This is a genomic window from Streptomyces sp. NPDC045778, from assembly GCF_056431945.1.
Genome location: NZ_JBWKJZ010000030.1, coordinates 49,938 through 73,708, shown reverse-complemented (window position 1 = coordinate 73,708; position 23,771 = coordinate 49,938). Strand labels below are relative to the sequence as shown.

Below are 23,771 nucleotides of genomic sequence, written 5' to 3'. Positions count from 1 at the left end.
GGCGCGGACGGTTCCTGAGGTGTGGCCCCCGCCGGGTGACTCGGCGGGGGCCACTCGCGTACCGGCCGGGGCCGCCGGGGCCCCCGGGGGTTGACGTCCGCCTCGTACACACGGGGGAGGCCCGGGGTCGTACAGGGGGCCGGGGCGCGGCCGTCGGCGGGGCGGCGGCGCTCGCACGGCGCCGTTCGAAGCCCTCACTCCATGCGTTCGAATGATCGCGATACGTGTAAATAGGGCTGAGTGTAGGGGTGTTGGCGGGCGCTCGCAGAGGGTTGCCGAATATGACTCCAGCGTGATGCGGGCGGACTAAGCTCGCCCGGAGCGCGACGAGTTGAACGAGTTGCGACAGATTCGCGCACTTGTTCGTGCTTTGTGCCTGATATTCGATACTTCGTTTTCCCGTACGCGTCGAAACCCCCATGTACCACCCCCACCTACAGAACTCCCCACGCACTCCCGCCACATGGCGAACTCCCCGCGCACCACGTCGTTTTCCCAGGTACTACCTGAACCCCCGCGCACCACCAGATCTCCCCGCCACACCCGAACCCCGCGTACCACCTCATGCATCACCTCACGCATCACCCCACGCACATCCCCCCTTCCCCCAACTTCCTCCCCCCAAGACGAGCGTTCAGAGGGCATACATGGTGAGTGTTCAATCGCCTCCCGGTGGCCGAGAAGTCCCTTACGCACGCGTGCTGTTGCTGCCCGCCATGGTGATGGCGGCGGCGTCCGGAGCCGCCGTCGCCGTCGTCGCGGCACCGGCCAGGACCGCCGTGGCCTGGTGCGGCGCCGTCGCCACGCTCATGGTGATCGCCGTCGGCGCCGAGGCCGCGCGCCGCGGCCGCGCCATCCGGGAACTGCGCAAGAGTCACACCGAGCGGGTCGCCCACCTGGAGCGGCGCATCGCGGCCCTCGACGAGGACACCGAGCGGCTGGGCCAGGAGCTGCTGCCCGAGACCCTCTACCGGGTCCGGCAGGGCGAGGCCCCCTCTGAGGTCATCCGCCACGTCATCGACGGCGACGAGACCAACCGCCGGCTGCCGCACTCGCAGCGCGTGCTGCTCCGCTGCATCCTGGACATCCTGGACCGCGAGGAGGCGATGCGCGAGAACTCCCAGCGCGCCTTCGTCAACATCGCCCGCCGCGTGCAGTCCATCGTCCACCAACAGGCCGCCGAACTCCGCGAGATGGAGGAGTTCCACGGCCGCAACCCCGAGGTCTTCGACGACCTGCTGCGCATCGACCACGGCACGGCCCTGATCGGCCGCCTCGCCGACTCGATCACGGTCCTCGGCGGCGCCCGGCCCGGCCGCCAGTGGCCCAAGCCCGTCCCGCTGTTCAGCGTGCTGCGCGGCGCCATGTCCCGCATCCTGGAGTACCAGCGCGTCGATCTGCACTCCATCGCCAAGGTCGCCATCCACGGCACCAAGGTCGAGCCGCTCATCCACGCCTGCGCCGAACTCCTCGACAACGCCACCCGCTACTCCCCGCCGCAGACCCGCGTGCACGTCACCGCGGTCGAGGTGCAGACGGGCATCGCCATCGAGATCGAGGACGGCGGCGTCAGCCTCAGCGAGGAGGCCCGCGGCCGCGCCGAGCGCATGCTCGAACAGGCCCAGCAGGGCATGGACCTCAACGACCTCGGCGAGACCCCCCGGCTCGGCATGGCCGTGGTGGGGCGCCTCTCACAGATGTACAACATGCAGGTCTCCCTGCGGCAGTCCGCCTACGGCGGCGTACGCGCCGTTCTGATCGTGCCGCGCGACATGCTCACCGCCGCTCCCGCGCACGGCCTCGCGCACGGCATCGGCGCCTCCGCGGTACCGCGCGTCAACGCGGACGGCACGATCATCGAGGAGGCCCGCGACATCCGGCGCAAGAAGCCGCGCAAGGTCACCACCATGCCGCGCCCCTCCATGCCGTTCACCGCGTCCATGGAGGACGAGATCCCCGAAGTCACCGAGTGGACGGCCAACGGCCTTCCCCAGCGCAGGAGTCGAGTCAAGATGCCCCTCAGCCAGCGCTACGCGCAGGAGGCGGAGGCACAGCGGCGCGCCGAGGCGGCCATGTCCGCCGCGCCCCCGCAAGCCGTCAGCCAGCCCGTCCAGAAGAAGGAGGAACCCGAACCCGGTCTGTGGATCGAGGCCTTCATGAAGGGCGTCAACGGCGAGGACCCGGGCCCCGGCGAGAAACCGGCGGACCCGGCGGCCCCACAGCGGGACCGCACCGAGAACGACCACGGCAGCACCGACCACGCCGACGAGGGGGGCTGGAAGTGATCCAGCAGCGGGCCAACTTCGACTGGATGCTCAAGGAACTCGCGGACGGCGTGCACGGCACCCGGCAGATCGTGGTGCTCTCCGCCGACGGCCTGCGCATCGCGCGCCACGGCGGCGACCCCGACGGCGCCGACCGCCTCGCCGCCGCCTGCGCGGGACTCCAGAGCCTCGCCGCGGCCGTCGCCACCGAGATCCCGGAGAGCGACGGCAAGATGCGCATGGTCATCATCGAGGTCAACGGCGGCTACTTCTACATGATGGCCGCGGGCGCGGGAGCCTATCTGGCCGTGCTCGCCGAGGAGACCGTGGACGCGGGCCTGATCGGCAACCGCATGCGCGACCTCGTCGTCCGCATCGGCGCCCACCTGACGAGCCCGCCGCGGCGAGACGGGCAGGCCGTATGACTCATCCGCAAGACCCCCCGTACGACGATCCCCACGACCCCCGCTTCCAGGCCGAGGTGACCGCCCAGCGGGAGCGCCGCAGCCCGGAGAACGCCGCGAACCCGGCGAGGCTCTACATCCTCACCGGCGAGGACTCCGAGCGGGCGCCGCTCGACCTGGTCACGCTGATCGTCGCCAAAGGAGAGCCGTCGCCGACGGCACAGCCCGAGCAGTCGGCGCTGCTGCGCCTGTGCAGGACCCCGCTGTCCGTGGCGGAGCTGTCGGCCTATCTGGTGCTGCCGTTCAGCGTGGTGACCGTGCTCCTCACGGAGCTGCTCGCGGCGGACTTAGTGCAGGCGCGCGCTCCGCTCGTGCGCTCCGCGCTCCCCGACCGTTCCCTCCTCGAAGCGGTGATGCATGGACTTCAAAAGCTCTGACACGCTCACCTCCGGCGTGTACGCCGGGCCACGGGCGCAGGACGTCCTGCCCGCCTCGGCCACCGCCGCCGTGAAGATCGTCATCGTGGGCGGCTTCGGGGTGGGCAAGACCACGATGGTGGGCTCCGTCAGCGAGATCCGCCCGCTGACCACCGAAGAGACCATGACGCAGGCCGGGATCGGCGTCGACGACAACTACGGCTCCGAGACCAAGACCGCCACAACCGTCGCCATGGACTTCGGGCGCATCAGCATCTCCGACGAACTGGTCCTCTACCTGTTCGGCACCCCCGGCCAGGAGCGGTTCTGGTTCCTGTGGAACGGCCTCTTCGAAGGCGCGCTCGGCGCGGTCGTGCTCATCGACACGCGCCGCCTCGAAGTCAGCTTCGACGTGATAGGCCGTCTGGAGGAGCGCGGCGTCCCCTTCATCATCGCCGTCAACGACTTCCCGGACGCGCCCCGGCACCCCGTCGAGGCCCTGCGCACCGCCCTGGACCTGGAGAAGGAGGTGCCGATCGTGCACTGCGACGCGCGGCGGCGCTCCTCCAGCCGGGACGCGCTCCTCACCCTCATGCGCTATCTGCACTCCCTCGCCATGGCCCGGGCCTAGACCCGGCCGCACCACCTTCGCGACCCCGGAGCGACCACCGTGACGACTCCCTCCTCATCCCCTTCTCCCGCCGCGCCGCCCGGCTGCCCCGCGCATCAGGGCGCCGCCCTCGGCGCGGGCGGACTGCGCCGCCTGTACGGACCCGAGGCCGACGAGGACCTCGCGGGCGTGTACGAGAAGCTGCGCGCCGAGCACGGCCCCGTGGCGCCCGCGCTGATCCACAACGACGTACGCGTCTGGGCGGTGCTCGGCCACAGCGAGAACCTGCACATGGTGCGCACGCCCTCGCAGTACACCCGCGACTCGCGCGTGTGGAGCGCCGTCAAGGACGGCAGCGCGGGCCCCGACCACCCGCTCGCGCCCGTGTTCAGCTGGCAGCCGATGTGCAGCTTCGCCGAGGGCGCCGAGCACCAGCGGCTGCGCGGCGCGGTCACCGGCGCCATGGCGGGCCTCGACCACCGCGGCATCCGCCGCCACATCAACCGCTACAGCAACAAGCTGCTCAACGGCATCTGCGAGAAGGGCGAGGCCGACCTGGTCAGCCAGTTCGCCGAGCACCTGCCGATGATGGTGATGCTGCACGTGCTCGGCATGCCCGAGGACTACAGCGACCGCATGGTGCAGGCCGCCCGCGACATGATCAAGGGCACCGAGACGGCCATCGCCAGCAACGCCTTCGTGATGGAGGCCCTCACCCGGCACGTGGTGCGCCGCCGCGCGCAGCCCGAGGAGGACTTCACCAGCGCCCTCATCGCCCAGCCGCAGCGGCTCACCGACGACGAGATGGCCGAGCACCTGCGCCTGGTGCTCATCGCCGCGTACGAGGCCACCGCGAACCTGATCGCGAACGTGCTGCGGATGGTGCTCACCGACCCGCGCTTCCGCGCCCAGCTCAGCGGCGGCCAGATGACCGTGCCCGAGGCGGTGGAGCAGTCGCTGTGGGACGAGCCGCCGTTCAGCGCGATGGTCGGCTACTTCGCCAAGCAGGACACGCAGCTCGGCGGCCAGCAGATCAAGGCGGGCGACGGCCTGCTGCTCGGCATCCAGCCCGGCAACGTCGACCCGGTCGTGCGCCCCGACCTGTCCGCCAACATGCAGGGCAACCGCTCCCACCTCGCCTTCAGCGGCGGGCCGCACGAGTGCCCCGGCCAGGACATCGGCCGCGCCATCGCCGACACCGGCGTGGACGCGCTCCTGATGCGGCTCCCGGACGTCGAACTGGCCGTGGACGAGGCCGAGCTGACCTGGCGCTCGTCGATCCTGTCCCGGCACCTGGTGTCGCTGCCGGTGACGTTCGGCAAGCGGCCGCCGCAGGACGTCGGCGCCCGGCCCATGGCGCAGGTGCCGGCGCCGCGCAAGGCCTGGGAGGTGTCCTCGCCCCTGCCGGAAGCGCAGCTGCCGCCCGTCGCCCCGCCGCCGGCGCCGCCCGCGGCGAGCGCTCCCGCGGCTGTGGCGCCGGTCCGCCGCAAAGGCGCGTGGCGGCGCTTCCTGGAGTGGTGGCGGGGCTACTGAGCGCGCGCCTCAGCCGTCGGCCCACGCTCCGTACGACGTCCAGGCGTCCAGGGCCCGCTCGCTGACGAAGCGGTGTGCCGCGCCCGTGAGCGGGTCCGTGAACTCCAGCGCGCGGGCGAGCAGTTGGAGCGGGCGCCGGAAGTCGTCCGGCGCCACGGGCGGGCGCACCGCGGGGTAGAGCGGGTCCCCGAGCAGGGGCAGGCCGAGCGCGTTCATGTGGACGCGCAGCTGATGGGTGCGGCCGGTGTGCGGCAGGAGCCGGTAGCGCCCGACGTGGCCGTCGTGCGCGAGCAGTTCGACCCGGCTCTTGCTGTTGGGCTCGGCGTCCGGCACCTCGTACGCGGCGAGCACCCCGCGCTCCTTGACGATGTGGCTGCGGACGGTGCGGGGCAGCGCGACGGCCGGGTCGTACGCGGCCACGGCCTCGTACTCCTTGCGCACCCGCCGGTCGGCGAAGAGGGTCTGGTACGCGCCGCGCTCCTCGGGCCGTACGGTGAAGAGGAGCAGCCCGGCGGTGAGCCGGTCCAGGCGGTGCGCGGCGCCGAGCGCGGGGATGCCGAGGTCGGCGCGGAGCCGGGCGAGCGCGGTCTGCGTCACGTGGCTGCCGCGCGGCATCGTCGCGAGGAAGTGCGGCTTGTCGGCGACGACGATGTGCTCGTCGCGGTACACGACGGTGAGGGCGCCCGGCACCCGGGGCTCGTCGGGCAGGTCCCGGTGGAACCACACGTACAGGCCCGCCGCGTACGGGGTGTCGGCGGTGAGGGGCGTGCCGTCCGCGCCGACAATCAGGCCCTCGCGCAGCATCCGGTCGACGACACCGGGCCCGGCCGCGAGCCGCGCCACGAGGTGGTCGCGTACGGTCGCCCACGCGCCGTCCGGGGGCAGGCGCACCCGCACCGGGTCGACGCCGTCGCGCTGGGGGAGCGGGGCCGGGGGCACGCGGGGCTTTCGTCTCACGTCGGACCAGCGTACGGGGCGGCCGAGGGCCGCGACCCGCGGGGCCGCCCGGGGGAGGCGGCGAAAATCGCTGGGCCGCGACGGCCTCCGGCAGCACCATGAGGGCATGCCTTTCAAGATCTCGAGCGTGGTCGAGCCCGGTGCCCTCGCCGGCCGGGCCCAGCCGACGCTGCCCGCCCCCGGCGGCCTGCTCCTGCGCCCGTGGGCGGCCACGGACGCGCCCGCTGTGTACGAAGCCTTCCAGGACCCCGTCATCCAGCGCTGGCACGCGCGCGTGGCCGACTCCGAGGACGAGGTCCGCGCGTGGATGGAATCCTGGCGCAAGGAGTACGAGGAGGAGAGCAGCGTGCAGTGGGCGGCCGTCGACGCGGACACCGACGCCGTCCTCGGCCGGGCCGCCCTGCGCATGATCAACCTCCCCGACGGCCAGGCGGAGATGGCCTACTGGACCATGCCGCGCGCCCGCGGGCGGGGCGTCGCCACGCACGCGGTGACGGCACTGACCTCCTGGGCCTTCGACGGCCTCGGCCTGCACCGCCTGGAGCTGCGCCACTCCACCCGTAACGAGGCGTCCTGCCGCGTCGCCCTGAAGACGGGCTATGCCCCTGAGGGCACCCAGCGCAGCGCGGTCCTGCACGAGGACGGCTGGCACGACATGCACCTGCACGCGCGGATCCGCGCATAGCCCCGCGCGGCGGCTAAGCGGCCTCCTGCTCGGCCTCCACCTGGGCGTTCCACTCGCGCTTTGAGGCCTGCCAGCCGTCCTCGTTGTGGCCGAGGCGCCAGTAGCCGGAGATGGACAGGCGCTCGCGGGGGATCTGGTGCTCGACGCGCAGGACGCGGCGCAGCTCCTTCACGAAGCCCGCCTCGCCGTGCACGAAGACGTGCGGGGTGCCCTCGGGGAAGTCCAGGGAGCGGACGGCCTCGACGAGGGCCTGCCCGACCGGGCGGCCCGCGCGGTGCAGCCAGACGACCTCCGCGCCGGTGGCGATCGGCTGCTCCTCCTCGGGGCCTTCGATCTCCACGAAGGCGCGCACCTGGGCGCCCTCCGGCAGGGCTTCGAGGGCGGCGGCGATCGCGGGCAGCGCGCTCTCGTCACCGGCGATCAGATGCCAGTCGGCGGCCGGGTCCGGGGCGTACGCGCCGCCGGGGCCGAGCAGGCGCACCGTGTCGCCCGGCGCGGCCCGCAGCGACCAGGGCCCGGCCAGGCCCTGGTCGCCGTGGACGACGAAGTCCAGGGCAAGCTCGCGCGTCTTGGGGTCCCACCAGCGCACGGTGTACGTACGGGTGACGGGCCACTGCTCGCGCGGCAGCTCCTCGCGGATGCGCTGGAGGTCGAAGGGCTCGGGGTAGGTCACGCCCGGGGGAGCGAACAGGAGCTTCACGTAGTGGTCGGTGCAGTCACCGGCCGAGAACTCCGCCAGACCGTCGCCGCCGAGGACCACCCGCTGCATGTGAGGGGTGAGCCGTTCGGTGCGGACGACCTGCGCGACATGAGGCGTGGGACTCTTGCGTGCGGGCCGCTCTGCCATGGTGTGCCTCCCCTGATCCACAACTTGTTAGGTTCACCTAACCTAACATCCGGTCCTCGCTCACGCCTGGAGCGTGGTGAGGAGCCGGCCGAGCGAACCCCCGAGTCCCCAGCGGGCGGCGAGCGCGTCCAGGGCCTCCGGATCGCGCGGCGCGTGCGGAAGCGCGACGTCCGCATCCGGCAGCGGTACGTCGTCGGCGACCCGCACCACCTTCGGCGCGACGGCCACGTACGGGCGGGCCTCGTCGAGCCGCTTGCGCTGCGACGGCGTCAGCTTGGACTTCGGGTCGTCCACCGCCGCCATGATCCCGGCCAGGTCGCCGAAGGCGTCGAGCAGCTTCGCCGCGGTCTTCTCGCCGATGCCGGGCACGCCGGGCAGGCCGTCGCTGGGGTCGCCGCGCAGCAGGGCCAGGTCCACGTAGCCGGGGCCGTTGACGCCGTACTTCTCGCGCAGCAGGGCCTCGTCCGTCATCTGGAGGGTGCCGACGCCCTTGAGCGGGTACAGGACGCGGATCCCGCGCGCGTCGTCGACCAGCTGGAACAGGTCGCGGTCGCCGGTGACGATGTCGACCGGGCCACGGGCGCGGGCCGTATAGGTGCCGATCACGTCGTCCGCCTCGTACGCCGGGACGCCGACGCGGGCGATGCCGAGGGCGTCCAGGACGGCCTCGATCACCGGCACCTGGGGCGAGAGGGTGTCCGGGGTCTCCTCCACGTCCGGGGCCGTGGAGCCCTCGGGGGACTCCTGTGCCACGCGGTGCGCCTTGTACGAGGGGATCAGCTCGACGCGCCAGTGCGGGCGCCAGTCCGCGTCCATGCAGGCGACCAGGTCGTCGGGGCGGTGGTCCTGGACGAGGCGGGTGATGAATTCGAGCAGGCCGCGGACCGCGTTGACCGGGGTGCCGTCCGGGGCCTTCACGGATTCGGGGACGCCGAAGTAGGCCCGGAAGTACAGGGACGCCGTGTCGAGCAGCATGAGCCGTCGGGTTTGGTGGGTCACGAATGCATCTTGCCGCACGGGTGTGACAGGAGGTGCCCTCGCGGGGCGCCCCGGACCCGCCCCTTCCCGCTCCGGGGGCTGCCGCCCCCGTGCCCCCTGCGGACCCGTGTCGAGTCGCGGGCGGGATCCGGTCCGCACCGGCAACCATCCAGCCCGTCCGGCGTTTGAGGGCGAGCGCGCAGCGCGATCCGGCCCGGCGGCAACAGGGGAGGCCCCTGTGACCTGGGACACGTCTGGTTTGCTCCGTGTCAACGGGGGCAGGCGCGCACGCGGAGCGGACCCGGTCGCGTTTTCAACTTCTTGACGTCAACCGGCCGGGCAGCGGGCGATCCCGTGTCGCTCCACGGCCCGCCGACGGGGGAGGCGGGCCGTCTTCGTGCGACCCGAGAGGTGTATGTGTCCAGGCTGCAAGCCGAACACCTGTACAAAGTGTTCGGCAGACGACCCGACGACGCGGTGGCCAGGCTCCGCGCCGGAGCCGACCGTGAGGAACTGCGCGCCGAGGGGACCACCGCCGCGGTGGTCGACGCGTCCTTCACCGTCGAGCCGGGCCAGATCTTCGTCGTCATGGGTCTCTCCGGATCCGGCAAGTCCACGTTGCTGCGCATGCTCAACGGGCTCTCGGAACCGACGGCCGGGCAGGTGCTCTTCGACGGCCAGGACCTGACGAAGCTCAGCCCGCGCGAGCTGCGCGAGGTCCGCTCCCGCAAGATCAGCATGGTGTTCCAGCACTTCGCGCTGTTCCCGCACCGCAGCGTCCTGGAGAACGCCGCGTACGGCCTGGAGGTCCAGGGCCTGCCGCGCGCCGAGCGCGAGCGCCGGGCCACCGAAGCCCTTGAGCTGGCCGGGCTCAAGGGCTGGGAGAAGTCCTGGCCCGACGAGCTGTCCGGCGGCATGCAGCAGCGCGTGGGCCTGGCCCGCGCCCTGGCCACGGACGCCGACCTGCTGCTCATGGACGAGTCGTTCAGCGCCCTCGACCCGCTGATCCGGCGCGACATGCAGGACCAGCTTCTCGAACTCCAGAAGACGCTGAAGAAGACCATCGTCTTCATCACCCACGACCTGAACGAGGCCATGCGCCTCGGCGACCAGATAGCCGTCATGCGCGACGGCCGCATCGTCCAGACCGGCACCGCCGAGGACATCCTCGTCACCCCGGCCAACGACTACGTCGCCGCGTTCACGCAGGACGTCGACCGCGCCCGGGTGCTGACCGCGGGCGCCATCATGGCCGACCCGGAGACCGTGTACGGGACCACGACCCCCGAGGGCACCGCCCTGCGCACCGCCGCCGACGTGCTGGCGGCCGCGCCCGCGACGGTGGCCGAGGACACGCCGATCATCGAGCTCTTCACGCCGTGCTCCACGAGCGGCGTCGCCGTCGCCGTGACCGGCGCGGACGGCGCGCTCGTCGGCGTCGTACCGCGGGCCCGGCTCCTCGCCGTGCTCGGCGAGCCGACCACGCAACAGGAGGCGGCCCCGAGCGCCGTCATCCCGGCACCGGTCAAGGACGCGGTCCCCGGCATGAGCGCCGACGACGACGGCGGCAAGAGCGTGGGCAAGGTGAGCAGCGGTGCCTAGGATTCATCTCGGCGACTGGGTCAACGACGCGGTCGACTGGCTCACGACACACCTCGACTGGCTGTTCAGCTTCATCGAGTCCGTGCTCAGCGGTATGAACGACCGGATCATCGAGGTCCTCCAGGCTCCCGAGCCGCTGCTGCTCGCGGGCATCTTCGCCGTCGTCGCGTTCTGGCTGCGCGGGCTGACCGCGGGCGCGCTGACCTTCGTCGGCTTCGCGTTCATCGACTCCCTCGAACTGTGGGACAACGCGATGATCACGCTGTCCCTGGTGCTGGTGGCGACGATCATCGCCCTGCTCGTGGCCGTGCCGCTGGGCATCTGGGCCGCGCGCTCGAACCGGGTCAGCGCGCTGATCCGGCCGGTGCTCGACCTGATGCAGACGCTGCCCGCGATGATCTACCTCATTCCGGCCATCCTGTTCTTCGGCATGGGCGGTCCGGCAGGCATCGTGGCGACGCTGATCTTCGCCCTCGCGCCCGGCGTGCGCATGACCGAGCTGGGCATCCGCCAGGTCGACAAGGAGCTGGTCGAGGCGGCCGAGGCGTTCGGTACGACGCCGCGCAACGTCCTGTTCCGCGTCCAGCTGCCCCTCGCGCTCCCGACGATCATGGCTGGTGTCAACCAGGTCATCATGCTGGGCCTGTCCATGGCCGCCATCGCGGGCATGGTCGGCACCGGCGGCCTCGGCGCCGACGTGAACGAGTCCATCGGCCAGCTCGACGTCGGCCTCGGCGCCGAGTCGGGCGTCTCCATCGTGATCCTCGCGATCTACCTGGACCGCATGACCGCGTCCCTGGGCACCCAGGTGTCGCCCCTCGGCCGTCGCGCCGCCGCCAAGGCGCGCGCCGCGCAGGGCCTGAAGCTGTGGAGCTACCGGCCGCGCCCGGCCTTCGCCGTGATCGGTGTCGTCGTCCTCGCGCTCGTCGCCGGCGGCATGGGCGTCTTCGGCGGCTCGGACGACGAGACCGCCACCGCCGCGGACGGCAAGAACGTCGGCCACGGTAAGGAGCTGAACGTCGGCTACATCCCCTGGGACGAGGGCGTCGCCTCCACCTTCCTCTGGAAGGAGATCCTGGAGCAGCGCGGCTTCAAGGTGAACGCCAAGCAGCTCGACGCGGGCCCGCTCTACACCTCGCTCGCCCAGGGCAGCATCGACTTCCAGACGGACTCCTGGCTGCCGACGACGCACGCCTCGTACTGGGAGAAGTACGGCGACAAGCTGGACGACCTCGGCCGCTGGTACGGCCCGACGTCCCTGGAGCTGACCGTCCCCTCGTACATGAAGGACGTCGACTCCCTGGAGGACCTCAAGAGCAAGAAGGGCACCTTCAAGGGCAAGGTCATCGGCATCGAGTCCAGCGCGGGCATGATGAAGCTGCTCAAGGACAAGGTGCTCAAGGAGTACGGCCTGGAGAAGGACTTCGACGTCGTCGACGGCTCCACGCCCGCGATGCTCGCCGAGCTGAAGCGCGCGTACGCCAAGAAGCAGCCGATCGTCGTGACCCTGTGGTCGCCGCACTGGGCGTACAGCGAGTTCGACCTGAAGAAGCTGAAGGACCCCAAGGGCGCCTGGGGCAAGGGCGACGGCGTGCACACGCTGTCCCGCAAGGGCTTCGGCGGTGACCACCCCGAGGTCGCCAAGTGGCTCAAGGACTTCAAGATGAGCGAGAAGCAGCTCACGGGCCTTGAGGCGGAGATCAACAAGGCGGGCAAGGGCAAGCAGCAGGACGCCGTGCGTGCCTGGCTGAAGCAGAACCCCGGCCTGGTCGACAAGTGGGCCCCGGTGGCCGCGGGCAAGGGCGCCACCCCGGCGGAGGCCAAGCGGACCCTGAACGTCGCGTGGTTCCCCTGGGACGAGGACGTGGCCGTCACGTACCTGTGGAAGAACGTCCTGGAGCGGCGCGGCTACAAGATGAAGCTGTCGCAGTCCGACGTGGGCCCGGTCTACACCGGCCTCGCGCAGGGCGACATCGACGTGAACTTCGACGCCTGGCTGCCCAGTACGCAGAAGAACTACTGGGACAAGCACAAGGACGACCTCGTCGACATGGGCACCTGGTACAGCCCGACGTCGCTCGAAGTCGCCGTACCGTCCTATGTGAAGGGCGTGAAGTCCCTGGCCGACCTCAAGGGCAAGGGCGACACCTTCAACGGCAAGATCGTCGGCATCGAGCCGGGCACCGGCGTGATGCAGAAGCTCAAGGACGAGGTCCTGCCCGGGTACGGGCTCAAGGACGAGTACAAGATCGCCAGCGGCTCGACGCCCGCGATGCTCGCCGAGCTGAAGCGCGCGTACGCCAAGAAGGAGCCGGTCGCCGTGCTGCTGTGGTCGCCGCACTGGGCGTACAGCGAGTACGGCCTGACCAAGCTGAAGGACCCCAAGGGTGCCTTCGGTGAGGGCGACACGATCCGCACGATCACCAGCAAGAAGTTCCCCGAGCAGTACCCGCAGCTCACGAAGTGGTTCAAGAAGTTCAAGATGAGCGAGTCGGAGCTGGCGGGCCTGGAGAACGAGATCAAGAAGCGTGGCAAGGGCCATGAGGAGCAGGCTGTCGCCGCGTGGCTGAAGGAGCACCCGGAGGTTCCGGACCGGATGACTCCGCAGTAGCCGTGGGACCGGCCGCTCCGCCTCCGGTTCCATCGGAGGCTTGAAGCCGCCCGTGCCGTCGTGGTGCTCCGCCGATGCGCGGCGGATTCCGCCCGCCCGCTCGTCCCGCTCCGGGACGGGTGGGCGGGCGTACGTGTGCTCCGGGGCGGGTCGCCGGGCGCCGAGAACGTGCGCCGGACGGGCCGGGAAGGTGCCGGAGTTGCGGTGCGCGGCCCCCTCCGGCGACGATTCTGGGTCCGTCGGGCGTTGGGTGATGAGCGCGCGGGGCGACGGCCCCGCGACGGCGCGCGCCCCGGCGCTCGGCCGGAACCTGCGCACGGTCCGCCCAACTGGGTAAAACCGTTTGGCGAACATGCGTAGGGTGCAGAAAACCCATCAGGGTGAAGGCACCGGCTCGGACGAGTGGGCCGAAGCGCGCAAGAGAAGAAGGGAGCCGAGGCGATGGACGAGCACAAGGAAAACCTCCGGGTGGGCTCGGCCGTACGGCGGCGCCGCCGTCAGCTGGAGCTCACCCTGGCGGTCGTCTCCCGGCGCAGCGGCCTGTCGGTGCCGTTCCTGAGCCAGGTCGAGAACGAGCGGGCCCGGCCCAGCATGCGGTCCCTGGAGCGGGTCGCGGACGCGCTCGGCACCACCGCCGTGGAGCTGCTCGCCGCCGCGGACCCGACCGGCACGGTCGACCTGGTGCGCGCCGACGACGAGGTGTGCCTGGCCGGCGGCACCCCCGAGACGCACGTACGGGACCTGGTGCGCGGCCACCACCAGCTGCACGCCTTCGAGTACGTGGGCGACCACGACGAGGGCCGCGAGTTCCAGCACCGCAACGACGAGCTGATGTACGTCATCGCGGGCGCCGTCGAGGTCGAGGCCGAAGGCCGTGCCTACCGCCTCGGGCGGGGGGACTCCCTGTATCTGACGGGCGGCGTACGGCACCGCTGGCGGGCCACGGCCGCGGACGCGCGGGTGCTCGTCGTCGCCGTGGGCGACCACATCGAGGCCCTGGACGCGGGGCGGCGCTGAGCGATGCCCTCCGCCCGGGTGGTCTCCCTGGTGCCGTCCCTGACCGAAGCGGTCGCCGTGACCGTGCCGGGCGCCCTGGTGGGGGCCACCGACTGGTGCAGCCACCCGGCGGATCTCGACGACCTCGGCGTCGCCCGGATCGGCGGCACGAAGAACCCGGACGTCGCCGCGGTCCGCGCGCTCACCCCGGACCTGGTGCTCGCCAACGAGGAGGAGAACCGCCCCGCCGACCTGGCCGCCCTGCGCGCCGCGGGCCTCGAGGTCCTGGTCACGGAGGTGCGGGGCCTGGAGCAGGCCTTCCGCGAGCTGACCCGGGTGCTCGCCGCCTGCGGCGGGCCCGCGCGGCCGCGGTGGCTGGCCGAGGCCGAGGACGTCTGGGCCGGCCTGCCGCGCCCGGGCACCCGGCTGCGGGCGGCCGTGCCGATCTGGCGGCGGCCCTGGATGGTGCTCGGCCGGGACACGTTCGCGGGGGACCTGCTCGCGCGCCTGGGCGTGGACAACGCCTACGGGACGCACGCCGAGCGCTACCCGCGCGTCCCGCTCGACGAACTGCGCGCCGCCGGCCCTGACCTGGTGGTGCTCCCGGACGAGCCCTACCGCTTCACGGCCGACGACGGCCCCGAGGCGTTCCCCGGCCTGCCCGCCGCGCTGGTCAGCGGACGCCACCTCACCTGGTACGGACCGTCGCTGCGGGAGGCACCGGGGGTGCTCAGCGGGGCGCTGCGAGCAGCCGTCCGTTGAGCAGGCCCCGGGTCGTCCGGATGACGGCCACCGACCACGCGGTCACCAGGACGGCGAAGAGGGCCGCGGCCAGCCAGTCGTAGGCGGCGAGTCCGGTGTGGCGGCCGAGGCCCGCGGCGCCGGTGACGCAGGTGCCGACGGGGAAGGTGAAGGCCCACCAGGTCATCGCGAAGCCCATGCCCGCGCGCCGGGCGCGGACCACCATCGCGGTCGCGAGGGCCAGCCACATCAGGGCGAAGCCGAGCACCGGGACGCCGTACAGCACGGCGAAGACCGCGAAGCCCTGGTCGTAGGGGGCGGGCAGCACGCCCTGCGCCACGTCGGCGAACTTGTTGGCGGCGGTCGTGGACTGGCCGAGCGGGCCGAGGACCAGGAAGACGGTGGGGGTCAGCGCGAGGGGCAGCGGGGGCCCGGTGACCAGGCGGGCGAAGATCAGCGGCAGCATCACCAGGGTGGCGAGCAGGCTGATGCCGAACATCGCGAAGCAGGCGTAGAGCAGGGTCCGCTGGGCCTGCCCGGCCGGCAGGTGGGGCACGAGCAGCGGGCCGAGGGCCGCGGCGACCATGGGGGCCACGACGGGCAGGAGCCACACCGGGGACGCCTGATCGGCCGCGATCTTGTGCCGGACCACCATCAGGTACGGGATGGCGACGGCCGCCGCGAGGCCGATCGCCGTGCCCGCGGTGAACAGGACGGTGTCGAGGGCGACCGCCGCGCCGGTGCCTATCCAGTCCCGGCCGACGAGCACGGTCGCCCCGCCGACCGCGAGCAGGGCCATGGACAGACAGCCGTAGAACGGGGCCATGGCCGGGTCGAGGAGGTGCGCGCGGGCCTGGTCGCGGTGGTGCGCCCAGTGCGCGGCGCGCGCGAGCAGGAGCGCGGTCAGCATCAGCAGGGACAGCGCCCACACGGCGGCGCAGGCCGTGCGCAGGCCCGGCAGGTCGTACGGCAGCGTCACACCCGCGTTGGCGATGATCGCCGTGCCCATGACGGCGGCGTACCAGTTGGGGCCGAGGTGCCGGACGGCGGCGAGGGGAGTGCGGGGGTGCGCCCGGGGGCTGCTGTGCGCTGCGGTGACCATGACTCCACGGTGCGCCCCCGCCGCCCGGCCCACCAGGGATCTTGTGGCTATCAGGGCATAACCTGGGCTTATGACCTCAGCTTCGTCGCGTTCCGCGGACACCCCGCCGGGGGCGCCGCTCGCGCACCGGGTGCCGGACCTGGCGGCCCTGGAGCTGCTGCTCGCCGTGGCACGGCTCGGCAGCCTAGGCCGGGCGGCGCGGGAACTCGGCATCAGCCAGCCCGCGGCGAGCGGGCGCGTCCGGTCCATGGAGCGGCAGCTCGGCGTGGCCCTGGTGGAGCGCTCCCCGCGCGGCTCGCGGCTGACGGAGGCGGGGGCCCTCGTCACCGACTGGGCGCGGCGGATCGTGGAGGCGGCCGAGGCCTTCGACGCCGGCGCGCAGGCGCTGCGGGGCCGCCGTGACTCGCGCCTGCGGGTGGCGGCGAGCATGACCATCGCCGAGTACCTGCTGCCCGGCTGGCTGATCGCGCTGCGCGCCCGGCGCCCGGACACGGCCGTCTCTCTGCTCGCGGGGAACTCCGCGGAGGTCGCGGAGCGGCTTCTCGGCGGCGACGCCGACCTCGGCTTCGTGGAGGGGCTGAGGGTGCCGGCCGGCCTGGACGCGGCGGTGGTCGGGCACGACCGGCTGATCGTGGTGGTCGCGCCGGGCCACCCCTGGGCGCGGCGGCGCGCGCCCCTCGCGGCGGCGGAGCTTGCCGGGACGTCGCTGATCCTGCGCGAGCAGGGGTCCGGCACCCGGCAGGTCCTGGACACGGCCATCGGTGGGCTCGCGCCGCCGCTCATGGAGCTGTCCTCCACCACCGCGGTGAAGTCCGCCGCGGTGAGCGGGGCCGGGCCCGCTGTGGTCAGTGAGTTGGCCCTTGGCGACGAGTTGGCTGCCCGTCGCCTGGTGCGGGTGGCGGTGGAGGGGGTGCGGCTGCGCCGCGAGCTGCGGGCCGTGTGGCCCATGGGGCAGGTGCCCGTCGGGCCCGCGCGGGAGCTGCTGGGGCTTACGCGCGACGGGGCTTGAGCGTCCCTGGGGTTGCCGCCCTTTGCCGTGAGACGTCTGCGGCTGGGTCGTGGCTGGTCGCGCAGTTCCCCGCGCCCCTTTGGGGGGCACCAGGCTTGGGTCTAGGCGGGGTGTGGGCTGGGTGGTCCGGGGGTTGCCGGTGTCTGTCGTTGGGTGTCTGCGGCTTTGTTGTGGCTGGTCGCGCAGTTCCCCGCGCTCCTTTGGGGGGCTGCCGCGGCCCTCACCAGTGCCTCCATCACCCGGGTGTCCGTGCCCGCCTCCGGGTGCCACTGCACGCCCAGGACCCAGGTGGGGCCCGGCAGTTCGACGGCCTCGACGGTGCCGTCGTCCGCGTGGGCGGAGGGGACGAGGCCCTGGCCGAGGCGGTCCACCGCCTGGTGGTGGTACGTGGGGACGTCCGTGGAGGCGTCCGGCACGGCCGTGGCGTACCGGGTGCCGGGGACCGGCCTGACCGTGTGCGTACTGAAGACGCCGGGGGCCTTGGCGTGGCCGTCCAGGTGCTGGATCAGCGTGCCGCCCAGGGCGACGTTGAGGAGTTGCATGCCCCGGCAGATGCCGAGCAGGGGCGTGCCGGCGGCCAGGGCGGCGCGGATCAGGGCGAGTTCCCAGGCGTCGCGCTCCTTCGCGGGCGGGCCCGTGCGCTCCTCGCGCTCGGCGCCGTAGCGGGCCGGCTCCACGTCGGGGCCGCCAGCGACGACCAGGCCGTCGAGGCAGGCCACGACGTCCGCCGCGTACGCCGGGTCGTCGGGCGGCAGCATCGACGCGAGGCCGCCCGCCGCCTGCACCAGGCGCGGATACCCGGCGGGCAGCAGCGCGGCGGGCAGCGTCCACACGCCCCAGCGCGCCTCGGCCTCCAGATAGGTGCTGACGCCGATCAGCGGCCGCTTGACGTTCCCGTTCACTTCGAACTCCCTCTGCTGTCGTACTAGTTCCGTCTAGTTCCGTTCCAGTTCGGCCTCCGCGGCGGCCAGTGCCGCGAACTCCTCCTCCGGTGCCCGCGCCACCAGATGCTTGCGGCTGTACAGGCCGAAGTACGCGATCGCCACCCCGTACACGCCGAGGGCGATGAACGCCGCCGTGACGTCCACCAGGAACGTGGCCACCAGCGCGGCGCAGGCGAGGACGAGCGCCACCGACGAGGTCAGGACGCCGCCGGGCGTGCGGTAGGGCCGCTCGAGGCCCGGCTCGCGGCGGCGCAGCACGATGTGGGAGAGCGACATCAGGGCGTAGGAGATGGTCGCGCCGAAGACCGCCACGTTCAGCATGCGCGCCCCGTCGCCGCTGGCTGCCGCGAGTGAGAAGCCGATCGCGCCCGGCACGAGCAGGCCCAGGTAGGGCGCCTTGCGGCTGCTCGTCAGGGACAGGAAGCGCGGCAGGTAGCCCGCTCGGGACAGGGCGAAGAGCTGGCGCGAACCGGCGTAGATCAGGGAGAAGAAGGAGGCGACCAGGCCCGCGAGGCCCGCGTAGTTGATGACGCGGCTCAGGCCCGTGCGCTCGCCGTCCGGCTGGAGGGCGTCCACCAGGGGGTTGCCGGTCGACTGGATGGCGGCGGAGCCGCGCGCGCCCGCCGAGGCGAGGAACGTCAGGACCGCGAGGGCGACCAGGATGAGCATCGACCAGCGGATCGCCCGCGGCAGCGTGCGTGCCGGGTCCTTCGTCTCCTCGGCCGCGAGCGGCACGCCCTCCACGCCCAGGAAGAACCACATGCCGAACGGGAACGCCGCCCAGATGCCCAGAATCCCCAGCGGCAGCCACGAGTTGGCACCGAACGCGTCGTGATCCACGGGGATGTCGTTGAGCTTCGAGCCGTCGAAGTCCGTGAACGCGCCGACGGCGAACACGAGCAGCGCCACCACCGCGACGCCGGTCACGACGAAGCTGAACCGCAGGGCCTCGCCGACGCCCCACAGATGGATGCCGATGAAGATCACGAAGCAGGCGAGGTAGACCGGCCAGCCCGACTCCAGGCCGAAGAGGCCGAGCGACTCCACGTAGTCGCCGATGAAGATGGAGATCGCGGCGGGCGCGAGGATGTACTCGATGAGGATCGCCGTGCCGGTCAGGAAGCCGCCCCAGGGGCCGAGGGCGCGGCGCGCGAAGCCGTAGCCGCCGCCCGCCGTCGGCAGGACGGACGACAGCTCCGCGAGCGAGAGGACCATGCAGGTGTACATCACGCCCATGAGGGCCATCGCGATGGCCAGGCCGCCGAAGCCGCCCTCCTTCAGCCCGGAGTTCCAGCCCGAGTAGTCGCCGGAGACGACGTACGCGACGCCGAGGCCGGTCAGCAGCACCCATCCGGCGTTGCCGCGGCGCAGGGCGCGCCGCTCCAGATAGTCGTCGCCTTCGGCGGCGCGCGCCTTCGTCGGCTCCGTGGACTCCAGGCTCATGCGGGGCTCCCCCTGCGGCGCTCAATGGATTGAGGACATACCTTTGCGGTGTGGAGGCATACCCTCGCGGTGCGGGCGGACAGAAATCAAGACCTGTGCGTAACGTGCTGGTTAACCGTGCGGCCCGCGAGGGGGCGCTCGCCCGGTCCGCGGAGGGGGTGCTCGCCCGGTCCGCGGAGGGGGCGCTCGTCCGGCCCGCGGAGGGGGAGCCCGCGCGCCTGCGAAGGGAGCGCCCGCGCGCCCGCGGAGGGGGTGTCCGCGCGCCCGCGGCTCAGGTCAGGAAGCCCCGCAGCAGCGCCGCCGTACCCGCGCAGTGCTCGCGCATCATCTCCCGCGCCCCGTCCGCGTCCCCGTCGAGCACGGCCTCCACGAGGGCGGTGTGCTGGCGCTGCGAGTGCTCCAGGTTGCGGACCAGCAGGGGGATGCAGTCCAGCAGGTCGTTGACGGTCGCGCGGACCGCCGCGTACTGCGCGGTGAGCGTGGGGGAGCCGGACAGCTCGGCGAGCGTGAGGTGCAGCAGGGTGTCCAGGCGGCGGTAGTCGGCGAGGGGCGCGTCATGGGTGCGCGCGAGGGCCTCGCGCAGCCGGTCGGCCTGCTCGGCGGTGAGGCCGTGCGCCGCGCACAGGCCCGCCGCGCCCACTTCGAGGACCTCGCGGAAGCGCAGCGCGTCCTCCACGTCCGCGCCGGCGACCCGGCGGCGCAGCTCGGCCTCGCCCGGCGCCTCCGCGCGCGGGCGCACGAAGGTGCCGCCGTAGCGCCCGCGCCGGGACTCCACCAGGCCCTGGTCCTGGAGCACCTTCAGGACCTCGCGCAGCGTGACCCGGCTGATGCCGAGCAGATCGGCCAACTCTCGCTCCGCCGGAAGCCGTTCGCCGCCGGGCACCAGGCCGAGGCGGACGACCTGGAGGATCTGCTCCAGAGCCTCCTCGAAGCCGTTGCCCGCACGGACCGGTCGCAGCACCTGATTGAGGCGATCCTCGCCCCGCGCGTGGGACATCTGCCCGTACCCCCTTCCCAAGCAATGGTTCTTGCCCATACCTTATGGCCACTCGGCTGACCCAAGGAGGCTTTTCCCGTGGCAGACCGCACACCCCCGCTCGGCGTCGAGGAGCTGCGTGCCCTCGTGGCGAGCGGTGAGATCGACACTGTCGTCCTGGCCTTCCCCGACATGCAAGGGCGGCTCCAGGGCAAGCGGTTCGCCGCCCCGTTCTTCCTCGACGAGGTCCTGGAGCACGGCACGGAGGGCTGCAACTACCTCCTGGCCGTGGACCCCGAGATGAACACCGTCGACGGCTACGCGATGTCCTCCTGGGAGCGCGGGTACGGCGACTTCGCCATGCGCCCCGACCTCTCCACCCTGCGCCGCGTCCCCTGGCACGAGGGCACCGCGCTGCTCATCGCCGACCTGGCCTGGGACGACGGCTCGCCGGTCGTCGCGGCCCCGCGCCAGATCCTGCGCCGCCAGCTGGAGCGGCTCGCCGAGCACGGCTACACCGCGCACGTCGGCACCGAGTTGGAGTTCATCGTCTTCAAGGACACCTACGAGCAGGCCTGGGACGCGGGCTACCAGGGCCTCACCCCCGCCAATCAGTACAACATCGACTACTCCGTCCTCGGCACCGGCCGCATCGAGCCGCTCCTGCGCCGCATCCGCAACGAGATGGCGGGCGCGGGCCTGACGGTGGAGTCCGCCAAGGGCGAGTGCAACCCGGGTCAGCACGAGATCGTGTTCCGCTACGACGAGGCCCTCGTCACCTGCGACCAGCACGCGCTGTACAAGACAGGCGCCAAGGAGATCGCCGCCCAGGAAGGCGTGTCGATCACCTTCATGGCGAAGTACAACGAGCGCGAGGGCAACTCCTGTCACATCCACCTCTCGCTCCAGGACGCCGACGGCGCCAACGCCATGGCGGGGGACGGCCCCGGAGGCATGTCGCCCGTCATGCGCCACTTCCTCGCGGGCCAGCTCGCGGCGCTGCGCGACTTCAGCCTCCTGTACGCGCCCCACATCAACTCGTACAAGCGCTTCCAGCCGGGCTCCTTCGCGCCGACCGCGGCCGCCTGGGGCTACGACAACCGCACCTGCTCCCTGCGGGTGGTCGGCCACGGCCGTTCGCTGCGCTTCGAGAACCGCCTTCCCGGCGGCGACGTCAACCCGCACCTGGCCGTCGCCGGTCTGGTCGCGGCCGGCCTGTACGGCATCGAACAGCAGCTGGAACTGCCCGAAGCGTGCACGGGCAACGCCTACACCGCCGACTACGCACACGTCCCGACGACCCTGCGCGAGGCCGCCGAGCTGTGGGAGAACAGCCCCGTCGCCAAGGCCGCGTTCGGCGACGAGGTCGTCGCGCACTACCGCAACATGGCGCGGGTCGAGCTGGACGCCTTCGACTCCGCGGTGACCGACTGGGAGCTGCGCCGCTCCTTCGAACGCATGTGAGGCACGTCTTGCTCGAAACACTCCAGGTACTGAACCCGGCGACGGAGGACGTCGTCGCGACCGTCCCCGCAGCCACCCCGGCGGACGTCGACGCCGCCGTCGCGCGCGCCGCCCGGGCGCAGGAGAAGTGGGCCGCCGTGGCCCCCGCCGACCGGGCCCGGCTCCTGCGCCGCTTCGCCACCGTCATCGACGGCCACATCGAGGAGCTGGCGCGGCTCGAGGTGCGCGAGGCCGGGCACGTCATCGGCAACGCCCGCTGGGAGGCGGGCAACGCCCGGGACCTGTTCGACTACGCGGCGGGCGGCGCCGAGCGCCTCAACGGCCGGCAGATCCCCGTCCCCGGCGGCCTCGACGTCACGATCCTCGAACCCCTCGGCGTCATCGGCGTCATCGCGCCCTGGAACTTCCCGATGCCCATCGCCGCCTGGGGCACCGCCCCGGCCCTCGCGGCGGGCAACGCGGTCGTCCTCAAGCCCGCCGAGACCACCCCGCTCACCGCCCTGCGCCTGGCCGAGCTTGCCCTGGCGGCGGGCCTGCCGGAGGGCCTGTTCCAGGTCCTGCCCGGCGAGGGCGCCGTCGCCGGGAACGCCCTCGTGGAGCACCCCGGCGTCGCCAAGATCGTGTTCACCGGGTCGACCGGCGTGGGCAAGCGGATCATGGCCAAGTGCGCGGACCGCGTGAAGCGCGTGACCCTCGAACTCGGCGGCAAGAGCCCGAACATCGTCTTCGCCGACGCCGACGTGGAGGCCGCCGCCCTCGCCGCGCCCGGCTCGTTCCTCGACAACTCCGGCCAGGACTGCTGCGCCCGCACCCGCGTCCTCGTGCAGCGCTCCGTCTACGACCGCTTCGTCGAGGTCCTGACACCCCTGATCGAGTCGTACGTCGTCGGCGACCCGGCCGACGAGAAGACCCAGATGGGCCCCCTCATCTCCCGCGCCCAGCTGGACCGGGTGCGCTCCTACGTGCCCGCGGGCACGGGCATCCGCGGCAGCGCCCCCGAAGGGCCCGGCTTCTGGTTCCCGCCCACCGTCCTCACCGACGCGGAGCCGACCTCGCCGGTCGCCGTCGAGGAGGTCTTCGGCCCGGTGGCCGTGGTGCTGCCCTTCGAGGACGAGGCCGAGGCGGTCCGCCTCGCCAACGCCACCGACTACGGCCTCTCGGGCTCGGTCTGGACCCGGGACGTGGGCCGGGCGCTGCGCGTCTCCCAGGCCGTGCGGGCAGGCAACCTGTCCGTCAACTCGCACTCCAGCGTGCGCTACTGGACCCCCTTCGGGGGTTACGGCCAGTCCGGACTCGGGCGGGAGCTGGGTCCGGACGCCCTGACCGCCTTCACGGAAACCAAGAACGTCTTCATCAGCACGGAGGGCCCGTCACTGTGACCGAAGAGAACATCTGCCGCCGCCTCGTCGGCCGCACCGCCGTCATCACCGGCGCGGGCAGCGGCATCGGCCTCGCCACCGCACGCCGCCTCGCCTCCGAGGGCGCGCACGTGGTGTGCGGCGACATCGACGACACCGCGGGCAAGAAGGCCGCCGAGGAGGTCGGCGGGACATACGTGAAGGTCGACGTCACCGACGCCGAGCAGGTCGAGACGCTGTTCAAGACGGCGTACGACACCTACGGCTCGGTCGACATCGCCTTCAACAACGCGGGCATCTCGCCGCCCGACGACGACTCCATCCTGGACACCGGCCTGGAGGCCTGGAAGCGCGTCCAAGAGGTCAACCTCACCTCCGTGTACCTGTGCTGCAAGGCCGCCATCCCCTACATGCGGCGCCAGGGCAAGGGCTCCATCATCAACACAGCCTCGTTCGTGGCCCGGATGGGCGCCGCGACCTCGCAGATCTCGTACACCGCGTCCAAGGGCGGCGTACTCGCGATGTCCCGCGAGCTGGGCGTGCAGTTCGCCCGCGAGGGCATCCGCGTGAACGCGCTGTGCCCGGGCCCGGTGAACACCCCGCTGCTCCAGGAGCTGTTCGCCAAGGACCCCGAGCGCGCCGCACGCCGCCTCGTGCACATCCCGGTGGGCCGCTTCGCCGAGGCCGAGGAGATCGCCGCCGCGGTCGCCTTCCTCGCCAGCGACGACTCCGCGTTCGTGAACGCCACGGACTTCCTCGTCGACGGCGGCATCTCCGGGGCGTACGTCACGCCCCAGTAGTTCACCCAGAGGCCACCCACCGATCAGCCGG

The 23,771-nt window shown here is 72.3% G+C and carries 21 protein-coding genes; 14 read left to right on the top strand and 7 right to left on the bottom strand.

The annotated features are described in order from the left end of the window. Positions 1-647: 647 nt before the first annotated feature. The 5 genes from AC07GB_RS30725 to AC07GB_RS30705 are packed head-to-tail and all read left to right on the top strand — an operon-like array spanning position 648 to position 5,227. Positions 648-2,285, top strand: a complete 1,638-nt coding sequence (locus AC07GB_RS30725; RefSeq protein WP_478851120.1) for an ATP-binding protein — start codon at positions 648-650, stop codon at positions 2,283-2,285. Further along, positions 2,282-2,689: a roadblock/LC7 domain-containing protein gene (locus AC07GB_RS30720; protein WP_385724178.1), complete on the top strand. Its 408-nt coding sequence runs from the start codon at positions 2,282-2,284 to the stop codon at positions 2,687-2,689. Before AC07GB_RS30725 ends, AC07GB_RS30720 begins: the two co-directional genes overlap by 4 nt. Continuing rightward, positions 2,686-3,105, top strand: a complete 420-nt coding sequence (locus AC07GB_RS30715) for a DUF742 domain-containing protein (protein WP_478851118.1) — start codon at positions 2,686-2,688, stop codon at positions 3,103-3,105. The genes AC07GB_RS30720 and AC07GB_RS30715 overlap by 4 nt, the downstream gene beginning before the upstream one ends. Continuing rightward, a complete protein-coding gene (locus tag AC07GB_RS30710; protein ID WP_478851116.1) occupies positions 3,086-3,715 on the top strand; it encodes a GTP-binding protein in 630 nt (209 codons plus the stop codon). The genes AC07GB_RS30715 and AC07GB_RS30710 overlap by 20 nt, the downstream gene beginning before the upstream one ends. Before the next feature lie 39 nt (positions 3,716-3,754). Beyond that, on the top strand, positions 3,755-5,227 hold the full coding sequence (locus AC07GB_RS30705; protein WP_478851114.1) for a cytochrome P450: 1,473 nt from the start codon (positions 3,755-3,757) through the stop codon (positions 5,225-5,227). Between the two features lie 9 nt (positions 5,228-5,236). Here AC07GB_RS30705 and AC07GB_RS30700 read toward each other — a convergent pair whose 3' ends face one another. Beyond that, the gene (locus AC07GB_RS30700; RefSeq protein WP_478851113.1) at positions 5,237-6,184 is read right to left on the bottom strand and encodes a pseudouridine synthase; all 948 of its coding nucleotides are present in this window, start codon (positions 6,182-6,184) and stop codon (positions 5,237-5,239) included. 106 nt (positions 6,185-6,290) lie between these two features. Here AC07GB_RS30700 and AC07GB_RS30695 point away from each other — a divergent pair, with 106 nt between their 5' ends. Next, positions 6,291-6,869: a GNAT family N-acetyltransferase gene (locus AC07GB_RS30695; RefSeq protein WP_478851111.1), complete on the top strand. Its 579-nt coding sequence runs from the start codon at positions 6,291-6,293 to the stop codon at positions 6,867-6,869. Positions 6,870-6,882: 13 nt separating this feature from the next. On the opposite strand, the gene AC07GB_RS30690 is transcribed toward AC07GB_RS30695, so the two are convergent. Beyond that, a complete protein-coding gene (locus tag AC07GB_RS30690; protein WP_478851109.1) occupies positions 6,883-7,716 on the bottom strand; it encodes a siderophore-interacting protein in 834 nt (277 codons plus the stop codon). A gap of 60 nt (positions 7,717-7,776) precedes the next feature. After that, a complete protein-coding gene (locus AC07GB_RS30685; RefSeq protein WP_478851200.1) occupies positions 7,777-8,691 on the bottom strand; it encodes a 5'-3' exonuclease in 915 nt (304 codons plus the stop codon). 420 nt (positions 8,692-9,111) lie between these two features. On the opposite strand from AC07GB_RS30685, the gene AC07GB_RS30680 reads away from it, so the two are divergent. The 4 genes from AC07GB_RS30680 (at position 9,112) to AC07GB_RS30665 (ending at position 14,665) form a co-directional block, all read left to right on the top strand. Then, positions 9,112-10,296, top strand: coding sequence for a quaternary amine ABC transporter ATP-binding protein (locus tag AC07GB_RS30680; protein WP_478851107.1), 1,185 nt, complete (start codon positions 9,112-9,114; stop codon positions 10,294-10,296). Then, positions 10,289-12,907 (top strand): ABC transporter permease/substrate binding protein, encoded by a 2,619-nt coding sequence (locus AC07GB_RS30675; RefSeq protein WP_478851105.1) that lies wholly within the window; start codon positions 10,289-10,291, stop codon positions 12,905-12,907. The genes AC07GB_RS30680 and AC07GB_RS30675 overlap by 8 nt, the downstream gene beginning before the upstream one ends. 441 nt (positions 12,908-13,348) lie before the next feature. Then, positions 13,349-13,924, top strand: a complete 576-nt coding sequence (locus tag AC07GB_RS30670) for a helix-turn-helix domain-containing protein (protein WP_478851103.1) — start codon at positions 13,349-13,351, stop codon at positions 13,922-13,924. Positions 13,925-13,927: 3 nt separating this feature from the next. Further along, complete coding sequence (locus tag AC07GB_RS30665; RefSeq protein ID WP_478851101.1) at positions 13,928-14,665, top strand: helical backbone metal receptor; 738 nt, start codon at positions 13,928-13,930, stop codon at positions 14,663-14,665. On the opposite strand, the gene AC07GB_RS30660 is transcribed toward AC07GB_RS30665, so the two are convergent. Then, the gene (locus tag AC07GB_RS30660; RefSeq protein ID WP_478851099.1) at positions 14,634-15,746 is read right to left on the bottom strand and encodes a TDT family transporter; all 1,113 of its coding nucleotides are present in this window, start codon (positions 15,744-15,746) and stop codon (positions 14,634-14,636) included. The genes AC07GB_RS30665 and AC07GB_RS30660 overlap by 32 nt on opposite strands. A 70-nt stretch (positions 15,747-15,816) precedes the next feature. Between AC07GB_RS30660 and AC07GB_RS30655 the strand changes: the two genes are divergently transcribed. Continuing rightward, entirely contained in the window at positions 15,817-16,755 is a 939-nt protein-coding gene (locus AC07GB_RS30655) for a LysR family transcriptional regulator (RefSeq protein ID WP_478851097.1), read from the top strand. Between the two features lie 101 nt (positions 16,756-16,856). On the opposite strand, the gene AC07GB_RS30650 is transcribed toward AC07GB_RS30655, so the two are convergent. The 3 genes from AC07GB_RS30650 to AC07GB_RS30640 form a co-directional block, all read right to left on the bottom strand. Beyond that, positions 16,857-17,657 carry a gamma-glutamyl-gamma-aminobutyrate hydrolase family protein gene (locus AC07GB_RS30650; RefSeq protein ID WP_478851095.1) on the bottom strand — a complete coding sequence of 267 codons (801 nt, stop codon included), beginning with the start codon at positions 17,655-17,657 and terminating at the stop codon, positions 16,857-16,859. 33 nt (positions 17,658-17,690) lie between these two features. Then, the gene (eat, locus tag AC07GB_RS30645; protein ID WP_478851093.1) at positions 17,691-19,142 is read right to left on the bottom strand and encodes an ethanolamine permease; all 1,452 of its coding nucleotides are present in this window, start codon (positions 19,140-19,142) and stop codon (positions 17,691-17,693) included. Between the two features lie 271 nt (positions 19,143-19,413). Beyond that, positions 19,414-20,139, bottom strand: a complete 726-nt coding sequence (locus tag AC07GB_RS30640; RefSeq protein WP_478851091.1) for a FadR/GntR family transcriptional regulator — start codon at positions 20,137-20,139, stop codon at positions 19,414-19,416. 78 nt (positions 20,140-20,217) lie between these two features. Here AC07GB_RS30640 and AC07GB_RS30635 point away from each other — a divergent pair, with 78 nt between their 5' ends. From AC07GB_RS30635 to AC07GB_RS30625, 3 genes are read left to right on the top strand one after another with little or no spacing between them, the layout of a single operon-like run. After that, positions 20,218-21,582 (top strand): glutamine synthetase family protein, encoded by a 1,365-nt coding sequence (locus AC07GB_RS30635; protein WP_478851089.1) that lies wholly within the window; start codon positions 20,218-20,220, stop codon positions 21,580-21,582. Positions 21,583-21,590: 8 nt separating this feature from the next. Beyond that, positions 21,591-22,961: an aldehyde dehydrogenase family protein gene (locus tag AC07GB_RS30630; protein WP_478851087.1), complete on the top strand. Its 1,371-nt coding sequence runs from the start codon at positions 21,591-21,593 to the stop codon at positions 22,959-22,961. Next, positions 22,958-23,740, top strand: a complete 783-nt coding sequence (locus AC07GB_RS30625) for a 3-oxoacyl-ACP reductase (protein ID WP_478851085.1) — start codon at positions 22,958-22,960, stop codon at positions 23,738-23,740. Before AC07GB_RS30630 ends, AC07GB_RS30625 begins: the two co-directional genes overlap by 4 nt. Positions 23,741-23,771: the final 31 nt, after the last annotated feature.